Raw genomic sequence first — 18,721 nt, forward strand, 5'->3', positions numbered from 1 at the left:
CGGCCCCACCGGCCCTGTCGGTGGGGCCGGTTCAGGTGCCCCCGGAGGTCACGATGCCGCGCACCGCGAGGTCCATCAGGCGGCCGTAGGTGCCCCGGTCCTCCAGGTTCTGCTCGGCGATCGTGATGATGCCCGAGGTGAGCTTGAGCAGGTCGCTCATCGCGACGTCGGGCCGTACCTCGCCCGCGGCCTGGGCGCGGGTCAGCAGGGTGTGCCCCGCGTCGTGCAGCCGGGTCTTGCACTGGAGCAACTGCCCGTCGGAGTCGGCGAGGATCCGCGCGGACAGCCCCCGGTAGGCGGAGGCGTGCACCGCCACCGCCTTCAGCCACGCCAGCAGGGCGGGCAGCGGCTCCTCCTGCTCCAGCAGCTCCTGCGCGCGCGCGGCGAGCGCGTCCAGCTCGCGGACGAAGACCGCGTTCATGAGCGCCGACCGGTCGGGGAAGTGCCGGTAGAGCGTGCCGATGCCGACTCCGGCGTGCCGTGCGATGTCCTCCAGCGCCACATCCGTGCCGTGCACGACGAACGCCTGCCGTGCCTCCTCCAGCAGCCGGTCGTAGTTGCGCTGCGCGTCCGCCCGCATGCGGCCCTGCCTTCCGTCCCTGTGGGGTCGTTCCGGCGACGTCGTGTCGACCGCTGGGGGGATCTCCCCGAAAGCGATGGTAATTCCGGAGGTTGCCTCCGTATAGTTTCCGGAGGCAACCTCCGTTTTCCGCTGCCCGACCTCTCCGCTGGAGGCCACACAGCCATGCCCACGCCCGTCCTGAGCGACCAGGAGACGACCGGGCGCGCCCCGGCCCCCTCCGGGACGCACGCCTATCTGGCCCTCACCGTCATCGTCGGAACCCAGCTGATGCTGATGCTCGACCTCACCGTGGTGAACGTCGCGCTGCCCCGCATCGGCACCGGCCTCGACTTCTCGCCCACCGGCATGTCCTGGGTGCTCAACGTCTACTCCCTCGCCTTCGGCGGCCTGCTGCTGCTCGGCAGCCGTATCGGCGACCTCATCGGCAGGCGCCGGGCCCTGGTGTGGGGCGTCGCCGCCTTCACGCTCGCCTCGGTGCTCGGCGGCGTCGCGGGCAACGCGGCCACGCTGCTCACCGCCCGCGCCCTGCAGGGCGCCGCGGGGGCGCTCGCCGCGCCCAGCACCCTCGCCCTGATCGCCACCACCTTCCGCGAGGGCGCCGAGCGCAACCGCGCGCTCAGCGTCTTCTCGGCGATCGCGGGCGGCGCCACCGCGATCGGGCTCACCCTCGGCGGCATGCTCACCAGCTGGGGCTCGTGGCGCTGGGTCTTCTTCATCAACATCCCGATAGGCGCGGCCATCGTGCTGCTCGGCCCGCGCTGCGTCCCCGAGACCGCACGGCACCGCGGCGGCCGCTTCGACATCGCCGGGGCGCTCACCGGCACCCTCGGCACCACCTCGCTCGTCTACGCCTTCATCCGCGTCGGCGAGACGTCCTGGGGCGACGGCCGGGCGCTGGCCGCCTTCGCGGCCGCGGTCGCGCTGCTGGCGGCCTTCCTCGTCAACGAGACCCGGGTGGAGCACCCGCTCGTGGTGCTGCGGCTGTTCGCCGACCGCAACCGGCCGCTGGCGTACGCGGTGATGATGCTGGTGCCCGCCGCGATGGGCAGCATCTTCTACTTCTCCACCCAGTACCTCCAGCTCTACCTGCACTACAGCCCGATCAGGACGGGCCTGGCCTTCCTGGCGCTGGCCCTGCCGCTGCTGGTCGCCGCGCGGATCGCCCCCAGGGCGCTGGCCCGCGGCCGCAGCCCGCGGCTGCTCGCGACGACCGGGCTGACCCTGGCGCTGGCCGGGGCGGTCTGGAGCACCCGGCTCGGCGCGTCCGACGGCTACGCGCGCGGGGTGCTGCCGACGATGGTCGTCATGGGCTTCGGCATCGGCCTGACGATGATGCCGCTCAACACCGTCATCCTGTCCGGCGTGGCGCCCGCGGACGCGGGCTCGGCCTCCGGGCTGCTCCAGACGATGCAGCAGGTCGGCGCGAGCCTCGGCCTGTCGGTGCTGGTCACCGTCTACGGCACGGTCTCCCGGCACCACCGGCAGGAGCCGTTCATCCACGGCGTGGACGCCGCCTTCGTCCTCGCGGCCGCCTTCGTCGCGCTCGCGCTCGCGCTGGTGCTCGCCCTCCGGCTGCCGCAGCGCAAGCCGCTCACCGGCGGCTGAGCCGCTGACGGCCGGTCACGTACGGACGCGCGCGGCGCGGCACCCCCGGAGGGAGGCCGCGCCGCGCGCGTACACGTCAACCGGCTGCCGGGTCAGTCCTTGATCTCGCAGATGACCGCGCCCGACGACACCGAGGCGCCGACCTCGGCCTTGAGGCCGACGATCGTGCCGGAGCGGTGCGCGTTGAGCGGCTGCTCCATCTTCATGGCCTCCAGGACCACGATCAGGTCGCCCTCGGTGACCTGCTGGTTCTCCTCGACCGCGACCTTGACGATGGTGCCCTGCATGGGCGAGGGCAGCGAGTCGCCGGACACCGCCGCCGCCGCGCGCTGGGTGGCGCGCCGCTTGGGCTTGGCGCCCGCGGCCAGCCCCGTACGGGCCAGGGTCATGCCGAGCGACGCCGGGAGCGACACTTCGAGACGCTTGCCGCCGACCTCGACGACCACCGTCTCGCGCGGCCCCTGCGCCTCGTCGTCGTCCACGGCCCCGCCCGCGAAGGGCGCGATCGTGTTGACGAACTCGGTTTCGATCCACCGGGTGTGGACGGAGAAGGGGCCCTTCGGCGGCGCGAACGCCGGGTCCCTGACGACCACACGGTGGAAGGTCAGGGCCGTGGCCATGCCCTCCACCTGGAATTCGTCCAGCGCGCGGGCCGCCCGCTGGAGCGCCTGCTCGCGTGTCGCGCCGGTCACGACCAGCTTGGCCAGCAGCGAATCCCACGCCGGGCCGATGACGCTGCCGGACTCCACGCCCGCGTCCATCCGCACACCGGGTCCTGAGGGGGCGACGAACTTCGTCACCGTCCCCGGCGCGGGCAGGAAGCCGCGGCCCGGGTCCTCGCCGTTGATCCGGAACTCGAAGGAGTGCCCGCGCAGCGGCGGGTCGTCGTAGCCGAGCTCCTCGCCGTCCGCGATCCGGAACATCTCGCGCACCAGGTCGATCCCCGAGACCTCCTCGGTGACCGGGTGCTCGACCTGGAGCCGGGTGTTGACCTCCAGGAAGGAGATCGTGCCGTCCTGGCCGACGAGAAATTCGCAGGTTCCCGCACCTTCGTACTTCGCCTCGCGCAGGATCGCCTTCGAGGCCGCGTACAGCTGCGCGTTCTGCTCCGGCGTCAGGTACGGCGCCGGGGCCTCCTCGACGAGCTTCTGGTGGCGGCGCTGCAGCGAGCAGTCACGGGTGGAGACGACCACCACGTTGCCGTGCTTGTCGGCCAGGCACTGCGTCTCGACGTGCCGCGGCCGGTCCAGGTAGCGCTCCACGAAGCACTCGCCGCGCCCGAAGGCGGCGACCGCCTCGCGCACCGCCGAGTCGTACAGCTCCGGGACCTCCTCCAGCGTGCGGGCGACCTTCAGGCCGCGCCCGCCGCCGCCGAAGGCGGCCTTGATGGCGATCGGCAGGCCGTGCTCCTTCGCGAAGGCCACGACCTCCTCCGCGCCCGACACCGGGTCGGGCGTGCCCGCGACGAGCGGCGCACCGGCCCGCTGGGCGATGTGGCGTGCCGCGACCTTGTCGCCCAGGTCGCGGATGGCCTGCGGCGGCGGGCCGATCCAGTTCAGTCCGGCGTCCAGCACGGCCTGCGCGAACTCGGCGTTCTCCGACAGGAAGCCGTAGCCGGGGTGCACGGCGTCGGCCCCCGCTTCGGCCGCCGCCTTGAGCACCTTCGCGATGTCCAGATAGCTGGTGGCCGGTGTGTCGCCGCCCAGTGCGTACGCCTCGTCGGCCGCGCGGACATGCAGCGCGTCCCGGTCGGGGTCCGCGTAGACGGCTACGCTGGCGATCCCGGCATCCCGGCAGGCACGGGCGACGCGTACTGCGATTTCACCGCGGTTGGCGATGAGCACCTTGCGCACGATGGCTCCCTCCATGAAACAAGCCGAGTTTAGGTACTGGCCACACTCGATGCCGAGGCACCCCTGCACGTGAGGTTGCCCACACGGAGGGTGATCCGCGAACCACCGCACCCCGTGAACTCCAGCTCAGTCCACGGTACGGCCCTGCTCCCGCCCATGTCCCGCACTACCGGGCGCGGGTCGAATCTCGCTCGGAGTCGGTGCATGGAGTTGACGCTTCTTTGTGGGAACCCCACGAAGAGTCCGCGGAAAGTTTGCGGCCGGGTCCGTCCGGGCGGGTGAGGGCGCGCCGCCGGATCGCCGTCCCGGCGGCGGCCGCCGCGCGGCGCGCGGTCACGGTTGCGCATTGGTGGGCCGTCCGCCTGTCACGACCCTTGCCCGGCCTCTTACCCGTGAGTAGCCTGCGACCCCATGAGCGGGCGTCGGAGGGAGGACAGGGTGCGCAGAGGAATAGCCGTGGCCACAACGGTGGTCCTGGTGCTCGAAGCACTCGGGGTCGCCTTCGTGAACTGGGTGCTCGGCCTCGCCGTACGCCACCAGGACATGTCGCTCGGCGGTCTCGACCCGGACGCGATGGCGGTCGGCTCGTGGATCGCGGGCGGCGTCCTCGCGCTCTTCCTGCTGCTGTGCGCGTTCCTGACGGCCCGTGTCGCGGTGCGCCAGGAGCCCGCGTCCCTGGCCGGGCGGATCGTGCTCATCGTCTGCGCGGTCGTCCACGGGGTGCTCGGCGCGGTCGTCGTCGGCCTGGTGGGCTGGCTCGCCTTCGCCGCCCTGATGGTCGTCCTCGGGCTGCTCGTCGGCACCCTGCTGCTCTACGCGCCCGAGCCCGCCGAGGGCGCGCGGGGCGGCGCGGGAGGTACGGGGGGCAGCCCGACGCCGCCTCCGCCCGCCGCACCGCCCGCCGCACCGCCGGGCGCGCCGCTCCCGTCCGCGGGGCCCTGAGCCCCGGCTCCACCCGATCAGCCCCGGCGTCACCCGAACGGCCTACACCCACAGGTCGGTGACGCGCACGCCCAGCTCGCCCAGCAGGGAGCGCAGCAGCGGCAGGGACAGCCCGATGACGTTGCCCGGGTCGCCGTCGATGCCTTCGACGAAGGGCGCCGACCGCCCGTCGAGCGTGAAGGCGCCCGCGACGTGCAGCGGTTCGCCGCTCGCCACGTAGGCGGCGACCTCCGCGTCGTCCGGCCGGCCGAAGCGCACGGTCGTCGAGGCCGTCGCCGAGACCTGGCGGCCGGTGGCCCGGTCGATCACGCAGTGCCCCGTCTGCAGCACCCCCGCGCGGCCGCGCATCGCCTGCCAGCGGGCGGTGGCCTCCGCGGCGTCCGCGGGTTTGCCGAGCGCCTGGCCGTCCAGCTCCAGCACGGAGTCGCAACCGACCACCAGCTCGTCGCCGCCGTCGAGCATGCCGCCGCCCGCGACCGCCGCGGCCTTCGCCTCGGCCAGCACGCGCGCCAGTTCGGCGGGGCTGTCGGCCCGGATCGCCTTCTCGTCCACCCCGCTGACCACCACCCGCGGGTCGAAGCCCGCCTGCTTGAGCAGGCCGAGGCGGGCGGGGGAGGCGGACGCGAGGACGAGCACCCGGCGGGGCGCGGGCGGCGCGGCGGGGGAGGTCGGCGAGGTCATCGCACCATCGTAGGTGCGGCGCAGCGGCCGTACGGGCGGGCGGCGGCGGGACCGTACGGGCGGGCGGCGGCGCAACCGTACGGGCGCTGCGCCGCGTCCTCGCGGGGGAGGGGCCGCTCACACCCGCAGGGTCGCGATGACCATCAGCAGCGCCGCGACGAGCGCGGCCACCACCATCGCGCGGCGCAGCTTGCGCAGCGCCTCGCGGGCGTCCTCGGACGGTTCGTCACGTCGTTGATCGTCGGGCCAGAGCATGCCCACCAGGGTGCGCGCGGGGCGGGCGCGGCGCCTGAGTACGCGTACTCAAGCGGAATGGCCCGGTCGGCACTGCCCCACCCGGCCCATTCAGCCCATGAGCCCCGCGCGTGCGCCCGCCCTGCCCCTTACGTGCCCCGCGCGACTCTGCGTCAGAGGGACCGGGCCGACATCCGCCAGGCCCCCGCCGCCGGGCGCGGCATGGCCCGCGGCAGGTTGCGCTCCGGCGCCGACCAGCCCGAGGGCTGCGCCGCGGACGGCTCCGGCTCCTCCGCCCCGGCCGCCGCGGCCCGCGCCTGGACCAGCGCCACGACGGCCGCCAGCTCCTCCGGCGTCGGCCGGCCGCGCTCCACCTTGATCTCCACCACCGCTGAACCCCTTCTCCGGTCTCTCGGGTGACTCCGGCTCCGGCCCTGCTACAGCGGGATGTTGCCGTGCTTCTTCGGCGGCAGGCTCTCCCGCTTGTTGCGCAGCGTCCGCAGCGCCCTGACCAGCTGCACCCGGGTCTGCGAGGGCGCGATCACCGCGTCCAGGTAGCCGCGCTCGGCGGCGATGTACGGGTTGAGCAGCGTGTCCTCGTAGTCCGCGATCAGCCGGGCCCGCAACTCGTCGGCCTCCTCCGGCGTTTCGGCCTCCGCGAGGGTGCGCCGGTGCAGGATGTTGACCGCGCCCTGCGCGCCCATCACCGCGATCTGGGCCGTCGGCCAGGCCAGGTTGAGATCCGCGCCCAGGTGCTTGGAGCCCATGACGTCGTACGCGCCGCCGTACGCCTTGCGCGTGACGATGGTGATCAGCGGGACGGTGGCCTCGGCGTAGGCGTAGATGAGCTTGGCGCCGCGGCGGATGATGCCGTCCCACTCCTGGCTCGTGCCGGGCAGGAAGCCGGGGACGTCCACGAAGGTCAGCACCGGGATGTTGAACGCGTCGCAGGTGCGTACGAAGCGCGCGGCCTTCTCCGACGCCTTGATGTCCAGGCAACCGGCGAAGTGCAGCGGCTGGTTGGCGACCACGCCGACCGGGCGGCCCTCGACCCGGCCGAAGCCGGTCACGACGTTCTGGGCGTAGAGCGCCTGCGTCTCCAGGAACTCCCCGTCGTCCACGATGTGTTCGATGACCTTGTGCATGTCGTACGGCTGGTTGGCCGAATCCGGGATCAGCGTGTCCAGCTCCAGATCCTCGTCGGTGACGGCGAGTTCGGCCTGGGTGGCGAAGGCGGGCGGCTCCTCCAGGTTGTTGCCCGGCAGGTAGGACAGCAGCGCCTTGACGTACTCGAAGGCGTCCTTCTCGTCCGCTGCCAGGTGATGGGCGTTGCCGGACGTGGAGTTGTGGGTGCGCGCGCCGCCCAGCTCCTCCATGCCGACGTCCTCGCCGGTGACCGTCTTGATGACGTCGGGCCCGGTGATGAACATGTGCGAGGTCTGGTCGACCATCACCACGAAGTCGGTGATCGCGGGCGAATACACCGCGCCGCCCGCGCACGGCCCGGTGATCAGGCTGATCTGCGGAATCACCCCGGAGGCAAGGGTGTTGCGGCGGAAGATCTCGCCGTACAGGCCCAGCGAGACGACGCCCTCCTGGATGCGGGCGCCGCCGGAGTCGTTGATGCCGATGACCGGGCAGCCGGTCTTCAGCGCGAAGTCCATGACCTTCAGGATCTTCTCGCCGAACACCTCGCCGAGCGCGCCGCCGAAGACCGTGAAGTCCTGAGAGAAGACCGCGACCGGGCGGCCCTCGACGGTCCCGTAGCCCGCCACCACACCGTCCCCGTAAGGGCGGTTGGCCTCCAGGCCGAAATTCGTGGAGCGGTGCCGCGCCAGCTCGTCCAGCTCCGTGAACGAGTCGTCGTCCAGCAGGAGTTCGATCCGCTCGCGGGCGGTCAGCTTGCCCTTCGCGTGCTGCTTCTCGACCGCGCGCTGCGAGCCCGCGTGCGCCGCCGCCTCGATACGGTGGCGCAGGTCCGCGAGCTTGCCCGCGGTGGTGTGGATGTCGTAGTCCGGCTCGGCCATGCTCGGCGGGTCTCCTGCTCTGCGCTGTCTCGGCGGCTCACTGCGGTGCGGGCGGTCTTCTCGACGGGACGGTCTTCTTAACCGGTCAGTAACGCTGTGCTCGGTAGCGTAACGGCGACTCTCCGGTACGGGCACTGCGGCGTTCACCACACTGCACCACCATGGCCCGTACCGCCCGCCCCGCGGCACGGGTGGCGCGGGCGTGTCCCGGGTGCGCGCGCCCGCGGATCGTAGGGTGGGGCGCATGACGACAAGCCGCTGGTCCGACCTCGACCGACCGCCGCTCAACGAAGCCGCACTGCGCCGGGCCGTCGTCGGCTCACCGCTGTGGACCTCGCTCGACGTCGTCGAGGCCACCGGATCCACCAACAGCGACCTCGCCGCCCGCGCCGCCGCCGGGGCCGCCGAGGGCGCGGTGCTCGTCGCCGAGCAGCAGACCGCCGGGCGCGGCCGCCTCGACCGCCGGTGGAGCGCCCCGCCGCGCTCGGGGCTGTTCTTCTCCGTCCTGCTCCGGCCGGGCGACGCCGGGGCCTTCGGCGCGCCCGTGCCCGCGCACCGCTGGGGCTGGCTGCCGCTGCTCGCCGGGGTCGCCACCGCGACCGCGCTGTCGCGGACGGCGGGCGTCGACACGGCACTCAAGTGGCCCAACGACCTGCTGCTCACCGTCGACGACGAGGAGCGCAAGGCGGGCGGCATCCTCGCCGAGCGCACCGGCGAGAGCGGCGTCGTCATCGGTATCGGCCTCAACGTGTCGCTGCGCGAGGACGAGCTGCCCGTCCCCACCGCCGCCTCCCTCGCCCTCGCGGGCGCCGCCACCACCGACCGGGACCCGCTGCTGCGGGCCGTCCTGCGCTCCCTCGCCGACTGGTACGAGGCCTGGCGCTCGGCGTCCGGCGACCCCGACGCCTCCCGCCTGCGGCAGACCTACGCGGCGGGCTGCGCAACCCTCGGCCGCCAGGTCCGCGCCGAACTCCCCGGCGACCGCGAGCTGTCCGGCACGGCCGTCGGCATCGACGACGACGGCCGCCTCGTCATCGCCGGCCCGGACGCCGAGCAGGCGGTAGGAGCGGGAGACGTGGTGCACCTGCGCCCGTCCGCCTGAGCGCTGGCGCTGGCGAGGGCGGGGCGGGGGCGGTGGGTGCGCCGGTGCCGCCGGGTGCCGCCGGGTGCCGCCGGGCGGCCGGGTGCGCTGGGTGCGGCCGGGTGGCCGGTGAACTGGGGGCCGCCGGTGTGCGTCGGCGTAGCGGCGAGATCCGGCTGCCGGTGAGAGTGAGCTGCGGCACACCTGCCGTATCGTGGACTCGCTGCGTCGTCTCGATGATCGGAAGGGCTGTGCGCAGGGATTCCACAGGGGCCGTACGGTGAGCGCTGACGACCCAGGCCCCGCCCAGGAGCCGGGCCGCGCCGCGGGCTCCCGTGGCGACCGCGACACCGGGGAGCGCGCCGCCCGGGGCCGCGAGCCCGGACCGGACGAGGACGCCGAGGCCGCGGGCGAGCCGGAAGAGCCCTCCGGCACGCTCGCCGTCGAGTCCGCCGAGCCCGAGCCCGTACGCGCCCCCGGCGAGCACGGCATGCCCGCCGCGTACGGCAGGGCGGGCGAGGCCGCCGCGGAGGCGGGCGAGCACCCGCTCGCGCTGCGGCTCGAACAGCTCATCCTCGGCGCGCCCCGCCGCTACACGCCCTTCCAGGCCGCGCGCACCGCGGGCGTCTCCATGGACCTGGCCGCGCGCTTCTGGCGCGCCATGGGCTTCGCCGACATCGGCCAGGCCAAGGCGCTCACCGAGGCGGACGTCCTGGCGCTGCGGCGGCTCGCAGGCCTCGTCGAGGCGGGCCTGCTGAGCGAGTCGATGGCCATCCAGGTGGCCCGCTCCACCGGCCAGACCACCGCGCGGCTCGCCGACTGGCAGACGGACTCCTTCCTCGAAGGCCTCACCGAGCCGCCCGAGCCCGGCATGACCCGCGCGGAGGTCGCGTACCCGCTGGTCGAGCTGCTGCTGCCGGAGCTGGAGGAATTCCTCATCTACGTGTGGCGCCGCCAGGTCGCGGCCGCCACCAGCCGGGTCGTGCAGTCCGACGACGAGGAGGCCGTGGACCGTCGGCTCGCCGTCGGCTTCGCCGACCTCGTCGGCTTCACCCGGCTCACCCGGCGGCTGGAGGAGGAGGAGCTCGGCGAACTGGTCGAGGCCTTCGAGACCACAGCCGCGGACCAGGTCGCCGCGTACGGGGGGCGGCTCATCAAGACCCTCGGCGACGAGGTGCTCTTCGTCGCCGACGACCCCGGCACCGCGGCGGAGATCGGCATCCGGCTCATCGAGACGATGACGGGCGACGAGATGATGCCCGCGCTGCGCGTCGGCATGGCCTTCGGCACGGTCACCACCCGGATGGGCGATGTGTTCGGTACGACGGTCAACCTCGCCTCCCGGCTCACCTCGATAGCGCCGCGCGACTCCGTCCTCGTGGACGGCGACTTCGCGGAGGCGCTCGGCGAGGCGGGGGACGCGCCGCTGTCCGAGGCGGATGCCGCTGACGCGGCGGAGGGGGCGAAATATCGGTTCGCCCTTCAGCCGATGTGGCGGCGGCCCGTGCGTGGCCTTGGCGTCGTCGAGCCTTGGCTGCTCACGCGGCGCTAGCGGGAGCGTGCGCGTGCCGCGCGCTTTTAGGGGCGCGGGGAACTGCGCGGCCCGCCCCCACCGGCCGGTGGTCCGGAGCGGACCGGGTTGCCCCTTCGGGTCGGTGGCGACGCGCCGGGTGTGTTGTGGCTGGTCGCGCAGTTCCTCGCGCCCCCGGTGTCACCCGGCGTGGCATCGCGCGCCTGCGCGGTGGGTGGGGTCGGGGGCCACTCCGGGGGTACCTCCTCGGAATGCGCGTCTGACCTCATACGTATCCGCGACGGAGTCGCTGCGCATTCCTGCGGGGGCACCCCCGGATCGTCCCCCTCCCGGGGGGCGTGGGCGGCTGCCGGCCGGTGGGGGTGAGGGATAGCGCGCCCGGCGGGGCATGGGCTTAGGCGAGGCCCAGCGCTGGGGGGATCGCGGAGAGTGGCAAATTCGAGGTGGCCGCGTCGCACAGGGCGGATTCGAGTCCGGAGAGGAGTACCGGGATCGCCGGGGCCGGGAGGAGTCGGGTGTCGGCCAGGAGGGAGACCTGGCAGTCCGGGCCCTGCTGGGCGAGGACGAGGCAGAAGGCCATGTCGTTGACGTCGTAGCCGCGTACGAAGGCCGGACCGCGGTCCGAGCGGGCGTACGGGCCCGGGCCCGGGGGGAGCTGCCAGTCGCGGCTGAGGCGGGCGTCGTTGAAGTAGCCGGTCAGGTCGAGCGGGTGGGCGCGCGCGCCGTCCAGTTCGGCGGTGAGGGCGGCGAGGGAGGACGGGTCGAAGGAGGCCCGCAGGTAGGAGGTCGCCGAGCGGCGGTAGACCGTGCGGACGGCGTCGTCCAGGGTGCCGTCCGCGCCGGCGTCGTGGACGTACAGCCCGTCCTGCGCGGTCGCGGCCATGTAGCGCTGCTGCCGCTCGGTCACGCGGTTGCCGGTGATGAGCAGCAGCGGCACCGTGGGGCGGCCGCGCAGTGCCGCCAGCGCGGTCGCCGCGAGCGTGAGCATCACCGCGGAGCTGGACGTACGGGTCCGCTCGGCCACCGCGACGGAGGCCGCGGCCAGGGCGGTGGAGGTCAGCCACCACTGCTGGATCGGCGGGGAGGCGGGCGCGTGCGGTGGGAGCGGCGCGGTGTCGGGCACCTCCGCGAGCCGCGCCCGGAAGTGCCGCATCGCGCGGGCGTCGTCCCGCAGGCCCCGTTCGGAGCGTTCGTACGCGGCCTGGTCGAGCGGCTGCCACTCCGGCGCGGTGGCGCGCGCCCCGGCGAACAGGCCGCGCAGCGCCTTGCCGACCAGGTCGGCGGACCAGCCGTCGAAGGTGAGGTGCGAGCAGACGACGGCGACGGCCCGCACCTGCCCGCCGCGGCACACCAGGCTGAAGCGCACCGGCCACTCGTGGCTGTGCCGGAAGGGCTCGGCGGCGAGCTTGCGGGTCCGCCGCTCCGCGAAGGCCGCGAGCGTCCCGGCTCCCGCGTCCGCCCCCAGCTCGCAGACCTCGACCAGATGCGTGCCCTCGGCGGCCGCGGTCTGCCGCGGTTCCCCCGCGCGGTCGGCGAAGCGGGTGCGCAACACCTGGTGCGTTTCGACGAGTTGGCGGATCGCGGCCAGCGCCTGCGGCACGTCGGGGCCGGACGCGGGGAGGGCGATCACCTGGCGCAGGCTGAGCGTCGCGAAGGCCGCCTTGTAGCGCAGCATCGGGTGCCACATGTGGAACTGCCCCCAGGCGAGCGGCCCTTCGCCGCCCTCGGCAGTGAACGGTACGGGCTCCCACGTCACGTGCGGCGCCGTGGGTCGGCCCGCGGCGGGGGTGGGCGGCGCCTCGGTCACCGGGACTCCAGGTGCGCGGCGAGGGCGTCGAGGTTGTCGAGCAGGTCCCAGCCCGCGCCGTCGAGGTCGATCTCGACGTCGTACTCGTCCTCCACCGCGTCGACCAGGCGCATCCGGGACAGCGACGACAGGCCCAGGTCGGACAGCGGCACCGTGCTCGCGAGCGCCTGGCCCGCGGTGATCGCGCCGTCCGAGGACTCCGCGACGAGCTGGGCCAGACGTTCCTTGGTCACCGGGGTGGTCATGCTGTTCCGTCCATTCCGCCGAGCAGTTGGTCGGCTTCGGCGTCGGTGAGCTGGTCGAGTTCTTCGAGGAGGGCGTTTTCGAGGGCCTGGGCGAGGGCTTCGACGGTGGCGTGGTCGAAGAGGGTGCGGATGGGGAGGTCGATGTCGGTGGCGGTGCGCAGGCGGGCGACGGTCTTGACGGCGAGGAGGCTGTGGCCGCCGAGGGCGAAGAAGTCGTCGTGGGCGCCGACGGTGTCGGTGCCGAGGACGTCGGCGTAGACGGCGGCGACGAGGGTCTCGGCGTCGGTGCGCGGGGCGGTGGTGGTGCGGGTGCGGGTGGGGGCGGGGAGAGCCTTGCGGTCGAGTTTTCCGCCGGGGGTCAGGGGGAGGGCGTCCAGCTCGATCCAGAGGGTGGGGACGAGGTGGGGCGGGAGGTTCTTGTGGAGGGTGGCGGGGAGGTCGTCGGCGGGGCCCGCGGTGTAGGCGACGAGGGTCTCGTTGTGGATGGCGACGGCGCCGCGGCCCGCGAGGTGGGTTTCGATCTCGCCGGGTTCGATGCGGTAGCCGCGGAGTTTGACCTGGTCGTCGAGGCGGCCGAGGTATTCGAGGTGGCCGTCGGGGCGCAGGCGGGCGCGGTCGCCGGTGCGGTAGTGGCGGGTGCCGTGGTGGGTGGGGAAGCGCTGGGCGGTGAGGTCGGGGCGGTTGTGGTAGCCGGTGGCGAGTCCGGGCCCTGAGATGCACAGCTCGCCGGGGGTGCCGGGGGGTACGGGTTCGCCGTGGGGGCCGAGCAGGGTGACGCGGGTGCCCGCGAGGGGGCGGCCGATGGGGGGCAGGCCGGTTGCGCCGGGGGTGAGTTCCGCCGCGGTGGCGATGACGGTGGCTTCGGTGGGGCCGTAGGTGTTGATGAGGCGGACGCGGTCGCCGAAGTGCTCGTGCCAGCGGGTGAGGGCGGATTCGTGGGCCTGCTCGCCGCCGAGGATGACCAGGCGGAGGGTGTCGGGCCAGGGGGTGCGGTCGATGTCGTCGACGAGGTGGTGCCAGTAAGCGGTGGGCAGGTCGAGGACGGTGGTGCCGGTGAGGTGGTCGGTGAGGGTGAGGGGGCCGTCGGGGAGGAGGTCGACGCGGGCGCCGGAGGCCAGTGCGGGGAAGATCTCCTCGACGTGGGTGTCGAAGCTGTGGGAGGCGAACTGGACGATGCGGTCGCCGGGTTGGAGGCCGTACTCCTGGCGCATCCAGGCGGTGCGGGTCGCCAGCGCGCTGTGCGGGACGGTGACGCCCTTGGGGGTGCCGGTGGAGCCGGAGGTGTAGATGACGTAGGCGGCGTCGGTGGTGGTGGGCGTGGTCGCGGTGCCGGGGACCGGTCCGTCCGGGGTGAGGACGAGGGCCGCGCCGCTGTCGTCGGCCATGTAGTCCAGGCGGGCCTGGGGGTAGTCGGGGTCGAGGGGGAGGTAGGCGCTGCGGGCGTACCAGGCCGCGATCATGGCGGCGATCGCGTCGGTGGTGCGTCCCAGGCGGATCCCGACGACGCTGCGGTGGGGGAGGGCGCTGGCCAGTTCGCGGGCGCGGGCGTCGAGTTGGGCGTAGCTGAGGTGCTGGTCGCCGCAGGTGAGGGCGACGGCGTCCGGCCTGAGGCGTACCTGCTCGGCGAACTCGTCGAGGAAGGCGGGGGTTTCGGCGAGGGGCGGGCCGTCCAGCACGGTGGTGTCGTCAGGACCCAGGATCGGGACGGCCGCGAAGGGCGTGCCGGCGTGGCCGGGCAGCGCGCGCAGCAGGGTGCCGAAGCGGGCGGTGAGGCGTTCCATCGTGGCGGCGTCGAAGATCTCGGCGTCGTGCACGAGCGTCACGAGCAGCCCGTCCTCGTCCTGCCAGGCCTCCAGCATGAGGTCGAACTTCGCCTGCTCGAAGCCGCCGTCGTAGCCGGTGGTGCGCAGGCCCGCGAAGGCGTCGGCGGCGTGCTCGGCGTCCTCGGTGTGGAGGATGGCCATGGTCTGGAAGAGAGGTGTGCGGGCGGGGTCGCGGACGACGCGCAGGCGCGCGGCCAACTCCTCGAAGGGGATGCCCTGGTGGGCGAAGGCGGCCAGGACGTCGTCGCGGGTGCGGTCGAGGAGGTCGCCGAGGGTGGGGTTGTCGGTGAGGTCGGCGCGCAGGACGAGGACGTCGGTGAGGTAGCCGATGGCGGGTTCGAGTTCGAGGCGGTCGCGGCCCGCGGTGACGGTGCCGACGAGGATGTCGTTCTGGCCGGTGTGGCGGGCCAGCAGGGCCTGGTAGGCGGCCAGCAGCACCATGAACATCGTGCTGCCGTGCTCCCGGCCGACACGGGTGAGGGCCGCCGTCTCCCGCTCGTCGAGCCGCAGCGCGGTCAGGGCGCCGCTGCGCTTGGGCACGGCCGGGCGCGGGCGGTCCAGGGGCAGGCCCAGGGTGGTGGGGTCGGCGAGGCGCTGCTGCCAGTAGGCGAGTGCGTCGGTGGTGTCCTGCTGCCGCTGCCAGAGCGCGATGTCGCCGAACTGGACGGGCAGTGGCGGCAGTTCGCGGCCGGAGTAGAGCGCGGCCAGCTCGTCGTAGAGGATGTTGAGGGACCAGCCGTCACCCAGGATGTGGTGCATGACCAGCAGCAGTACGTGGTCGTCCGCGCCGACCCGGATCAGGCTCGCGCGCAGCGGCGGCGCGGAGCCGAGGTCCAGCGGCGTGTTGGTACGGGCCGACACCAGCTCCGCGGCCGCCTGTTCGTCCGCGGCCGTGAGCAGCTCGACGGGTACGGGTGACGGCGGCTCGACGAGGGCGGTGGGCTCGCCGTCGACCTCGGGGAATCGGGTGCGCAGGATCTCGTGCCGGGCGGTGACGGCGTCCAGCGCGCGGCGCAGCGCCGCCTCGTCGAGGGGGCCGCGCAGGCGCTTGGCCATCCACATGTTGTACGAGGCGTCGTGCGGGTCGAGCCGGTGCATGAACCACAGCCGTTCCTGCGCCGGCGACAGCGGCGGCTGCGTGCCCGCCGGGCGCGGCACGGGTGCGGAGACCGTACCGGGGGCGGCGGCCTCGACCAGCCGCGCGAGGTCGGCGACGACCGGGTGCCGGAAGACCTCGCCGATGGGGATCGCGGCGCCGCTGCGGGCGCTGAGGCGCGCGGTGAGCATGGCGGCGCGCAGGGAGTGGCCGCCGAGCGCGAAGAAGTCGTCGTCGGCGGCGACCCCGGCGGGGTCGCCGATGTCCAGGACCTCGGCGTAGATCTCCGCGACGAGCTGCTCGGCCGCGCTCTCGGGCGCCCGGCCCTGCCCGCTGGGGCGCTGCTCGGCGCCGGGGCGGGGGAGGGCCTTGCGGTCGACCTTGCCGTTGGGGGTGAGGGGGAGGGCGTCGAGTGCGACGTAGCCGGTGGGGACCATGTAGCCGGGCAGGCGCGCGGCGAGGTGGGCCTTCAACTCGGCCGGGTCCTGGTCGGGTTGGGCCGGGACGAAGTACGCGAGCAGGTTCTCGTCGTGGACGGTGACGACGGCCTGGCGTATGCGGGGGTGGGTTTCCAGGGCGGTGGCGATCTCGCCGGGTTCGATGCGGTGGCCGCGGAGCTTGACCTGGTCGTCGGTGCGGCCGTGGTAGTCGAGGGTGCCGTCCGGGAGGCGGCGGACGATGTCGCCGGTGCGGTAGAGGCGCTCGCCGCCGAGGGTCGTGAAGCGCTGGGCGGTGAGGTCGGGGCGGTGGTGGTAGCCGTCGGCGAGCCCGGCGCCGCCGATGAGGAGTTCGCCGGGGACGCCGACGGGGGCGGGGGCGTCGTGGGTGTCCAGGACGCGGACGGTGGTGTTGGCGAGGGGGGTGCCGATGGTGATCCGGTCGGGGTGCTCGGGGATGTCCGAGGCGGTGGACCAGATGGTGGTCTCGGTGGGGCCGTACATGTTGAGCAGGCGGCTGGTGCGGGCGCGCAGCTCGGACGCCAGGGCCAGGGGGAGGGGTTCGCCGCCGCACAGGGCGGTGACCTCGGGGAGGTCGCCGGTCAGGAGGAGGCGCCAGCCGGAGGGGGTGGCCTGGACGTGGGTGACGCCCTCGTCCCGGACCAGGGCCGCGAGGGCGGCGGCGTCGCGGCTGGTCCCGGTGTCGGCGATGACGACGCGGCCGCCGGTGACCAGGGGGAGGTAGAGCTCCAGGCCGGAGATGTCGAACGACAGCGAGGTCAGCGCGAGCCACCGGTCCTGCGCGGTGGAGCCGACCAGATCGCGCATGGCCAGCAGGAAGTTGGCCAGCGCGCGGTGCGGGACGACGACGCCCTTGGGGTTGCCGGTCGACCCGGAGGTGTAGAGGACGTACGCGGTGTCGGCGGGCTCGGGGCGCGGGAGGTCCGTCACGCCCGCACCGTCCAGGTCGTCGAGGACCCCGTCCAGGTCCGCGTCGGTCAGGACGAGCGCGGCCCCGCAGTCCTGGACGACGTAGTCGATCCGCGCCTTCGGGTATTCCGGGTCGACGGGCACGTACGCGGCCCCCGACATCGCCACCCCCAGCAGCGCGACCAGCATGTGCGCCCGCCGCGAACTGAGCACGGCCACCCGGCTGCCGGACCCGGCGCCCCGCCCTCGCAGCTCCGCCCCCAACCGGGAGGCGGCCGCGACGAGTTGGCGGTAGGTGAGCACGGTCGTGCCCGACACCGCCGCCACCGCGTCCGGCGACGCCTCCGCCCGCTCCCGCACCAGGTCCACGAGCGTCACCGGCGGCAGCTCCACCACCGGGCCGTCCCACGACGCCAGCAGCTCCCGCTCCGCCGCTGGCAGCAACTCCATCTCGCTGAGCGGCAGTTCGGGTGCGGTCGTGGCGGATGCGAGGAGGCGGAGGAAGCGGGCGGCCATGCGCTCGGCGGTCGCGCCGTCGAAGAGGTCGGTGCTGTGGATGAGGATGCCGACCGTGCTGCCGTCGGGCTGCTCGTAGAGGTCGAGGGTCAGGTCGGTGCGGGCGGAGTGCCAGCCGAGCGGGAAGGGTTCGGCGTCCAGGCCCGGGAGGGGTTCGGCCACGGTGCCGTGCGTGTGCAGTGCGAAGAGGGCCTGGTAGATCGGGGTCCGGCTCAGATCCCGGGCGACGCCGAGGGCGCCGACGAGCTGCTCGAAGGGCACCTCGGGGTGGGCGAGTCCGGACAGCACGCTGCGACGGGTGGCGCGGACGAGGTCGGTGAAGGCCGGATCCCCCGCCAGGTCGCAGCGGAGCACCATCGTCGTCGACAGGTAGCCGATGACGCCCTCCAGCTCGGGCCGCCCCCGCCCGGCGGCCGGGGTGCCCACGCAGAAGTCGCTCTGCCCGCTGTGCCGCGCGAGCAGCACCTCGTACGCCGCCAGCAGCACCATGTACGGCGTGCAGCGCAGCTGCCGGGCCAACGCCCGCACCGCGTCGGCCAGTTCCGTGTCGAGCGTGAAACGCACCTCGCCGCCCCCGGAGGTGCGCTCGGCGGGGCGCGGCCGGTCGGTGGGCAGCTCCAGGTCCGGGGCCCCGGCCAGTTGGGCGACCCACCAGGCGGGGTCGGCCTGGGTGTCGCCCGCGGCGGCGACCACGTCGGCGTACTGCAACGGCGGTGCGGGCAGGGGCTGTCCGGCGTAGTGGGCGGCGACCTCGTCGCGCAGCAGGTTGAAGGACCAGCCGTCGCTGTTGATGTGGTGCGTGACCGCGCACAGCACGTGGTCGTCCGGCCCGATGCGTACCAGGGTGACGCGCAGCGGGGGTTCCGCGGTGAGGTCGAAGGGCGCGTTGGCGCGGGTGGCGACGATGCGCTCGGCGTCCTCGGCCGACTCCGCCGGCGTGACCTCGACGCGCACCGGGCGCGGGTCCTCCACGACCGCCAGGGCCGTGCCCTCCGCGGCGGTGAAGCGGGTGCGCAGCGCCTCGTGCCGGGCGACCACGGCGGTGAAGGCCGCCTCCAGCGCGGGGACGTCCAGCGCGCCGCGCAGCCGGTAGGCGTAACCGGCGTTGTGCGAGGGGTCCTCGGGGTCGAACTGGTGCAGGAACCACAGTCTCTGCTGCCCGAACGAGAGCGGTCCGGTCTTCACAGGTCTCTCCCCGTGCTGTGCTGAGCGGTACGTGTGCGGGTACGCCCGAAAGGCGAATGCGGTGCGTGTCCGTGCGGAGCGGGCACAGCTGCGGGAGGTGACGCGGGGTGGCGGTCCCGGGGCAACTGTGACTGATGCGGCGGCG

At 73.9% G+C, this 18,721-nt stretch carries 13 protein-coding genes; 4 read left to right on the forward strand and 9 right to left on the reverse strand.

The window, feature by feature from the left end; translation table 11 throughout:
* Positions 1-31 precede the first annotated feature (31 nt).
* A complete protein-coding gene (locus ACH4SL_RS17815; protein WP_398446357.1) occupies positions 32-580 on the reverse strand; it encodes a TetR/AcrR family transcriptional regulator in 549 nt (182 codons plus the stop codon).
* 165 nt (positions 581-745) lie between these two features.
* Between ACH4SL_RS17815 and ACH4SL_RS17820 the strand changes: the two genes are divergently transcribed.
* Positions 746-2,188 (forward strand): MFS transporter, encoded by a 1,443-nt coding sequence (locus tag ACH4SL_RS17820; RefSeq protein ID WP_398446359.1) that lies wholly within the window; start codon positions 746-748, stop codon positions 2,186-2,188.
* Between the two features lie 92 nt (positions 2,189-2,280).
* Here the strand turns inward: ACH4SL_RS17820 and ACH4SL_RS17825 are convergent, their stop codons facing one another.
* Positions 2,281-4,041 (reverse strand): acetyl/propionyl/methylcrotonyl-CoA carboxylase subunit alpha, encoded by a 1,761-nt coding sequence (locus tag ACH4SL_RS17825; protein ID WP_398446669.1) that lies wholly within the window; start codon positions 4,039-4,041, stop codon positions 2,281-2,283.
* A gap of 456 nt (positions 4,042-4,497) precedes the next feature.
* Between ACH4SL_RS17825 and ACH4SL_RS17830 the strand changes: the two genes are divergently transcribed.
* Positions 4,498-4,983 carry a hypothetical protein gene (locus ACH4SL_RS17830; RefSeq protein WP_398446361.1) on the forward strand — a complete coding sequence of 162 codons (486 nt, stop codon included), beginning with the start codon at positions 4,498-4,500 and terminating at the stop codon, positions 4,981-4,983.
* Between the two features lie 42 nt (positions 4,984-5,025).
* Here the strand turns inward: ACH4SL_RS17830 and ACH4SL_RS17835 are convergent, their stop codons facing one another.
* The 4 genes from ACH4SL_RS17835 to ACH4SL_RS17850 all read right to left on the reverse strand — a co-directional run bounded on the left by ACH4SL_RS17835 (position 5,026) and on the right by ACH4SL_RS17850 (position 7,925).
* Positions 5,026-5,664, reverse strand: a complete 639-nt coding sequence (locus ACH4SL_RS17835; RefSeq protein ID WP_398446364.1) for a nucleoside triphosphate pyrophosphatase — start codon at positions 5,662-5,664, stop codon at positions 5,026-5,028.
* Positions 5,665-5,781: 117 nt separating this feature from the next.
* Positions 5,782-5,919: a morphogenic membrane protein MmpB gene (gene mmpB, locus ACH4SL_RS17840; RefSeq protein WP_398446366.1), complete on the reverse strand. Its 138-nt coding sequence runs from the start codon at positions 5,917-5,919 to the stop codon at positions 5,782-5,784.
* 152 nt (positions 5,920-6,071) lie between these two features.
* Positions 6,072-6,287 carry an acyl-CoA carboxylase epsilon subunit gene (locus ACH4SL_RS17845; RefSeq protein ID WP_398446368.1) on the reverse strand — a complete coding sequence of 72 codons (216 nt, stop codon included), beginning with the start codon at positions 6,285-6,287 and terminating at the stop codon, positions 6,072-6,074.
* Between the two features lie 48 nt (positions 6,288-6,335).
* The gene (locus tag ACH4SL_RS17850; protein ID WP_398446370.1) at positions 6,336-7,925 is read right to left on the reverse strand and encodes an acyl-CoA carboxylase subunit beta; all 1,590 of its coding nucleotides are present in this window, start codon (positions 7,923-7,925) and stop codon (positions 6,336-6,338) included.
* Positions 7,926-8,169: 244 nt separating this feature from the next.
* Here ACH4SL_RS17850 and ACH4SL_RS17855 point away from each other — a divergent pair, with 244 nt between their 5' ends.
* Together ACH4SL_RS17855 and ACH4SL_RS17860 are read left to right on the forward strand one after the other, a co-directional pair.
* The gene (locus tag ACH4SL_RS17855; RefSeq protein WP_398446372.1) at positions 8,170-9,027 is read left to right on the forward strand and encodes a biotin--[acetyl-CoA-carboxylase] ligase; all 858 of its coding nucleotides are present in this window, start codon (positions 8,170-8,172) and stop codon (positions 9,025-9,027) included.
* Between the two features lie 469 nt (positions 9,028-9,496).
* Positions 9,497-10,558, forward strand: a complete 1,062-nt coding sequence (locus tag ACH4SL_RS17860; RefSeq protein ID WP_398446671.1) for an adenylate/guanylate cyclase domain-containing protein — start codon at positions 9,497-9,499, stop codon at positions 10,556-10,558.
* 373 nt (positions 10,559-10,931) lie between these two features.
* Here the strand turns inward: ACH4SL_RS17860 and ACH4SL_RS17865 are convergent, their stop codons facing one another.
* From ACH4SL_RS17865 to ACH4SL_RS17875, 3 genes are read right to left on the reverse strand one after another with little or no spacing between them, the layout of a single operon-like run.
* Positions 10,932-12,344, reverse strand: a complete 1,413-nt coding sequence (locus tag ACH4SL_RS17865) for a condensation domain-containing protein (protein ID WP_398446374.1) — start codon at positions 12,342-12,344, stop codon at positions 10,932-10,934.
* Positions 12,341-12,589: a phosphopantetheine-binding protein gene (locus ACH4SL_RS17870; protein ID WP_398446376.1), complete on the reverse strand. Its 249-nt coding sequence runs from the start codon at positions 12,587-12,589 to the stop codon at positions 12,341-12,343. Before ACH4SL_RS17870 ends, ACH4SL_RS17865 begins: the two co-directional genes overlap by 4 nt.
* Entirely contained in the window at positions 12,586-18,576 is a 5,991-nt protein-coding gene (locus tag ACH4SL_RS17875; protein ID WP_398446378.1) for an amino acid adenylation domain-containing protein, read from the reverse strand. The genes ACH4SL_RS17870 and ACH4SL_RS17875 overlap by 4 nt, the downstream gene beginning before the upstream one ends.
* Positions 18,577-18,721 lie beyond the last annotated feature (145 nt).

Source organism: Streptomyces sp. NPDC021020 (assembly GCF_044333285.1).
GTDB lineage: Bacteria > Actinomycetota > Actinomycetes > Streptomycetales > Streptomycetaceae > Actinacidiphila.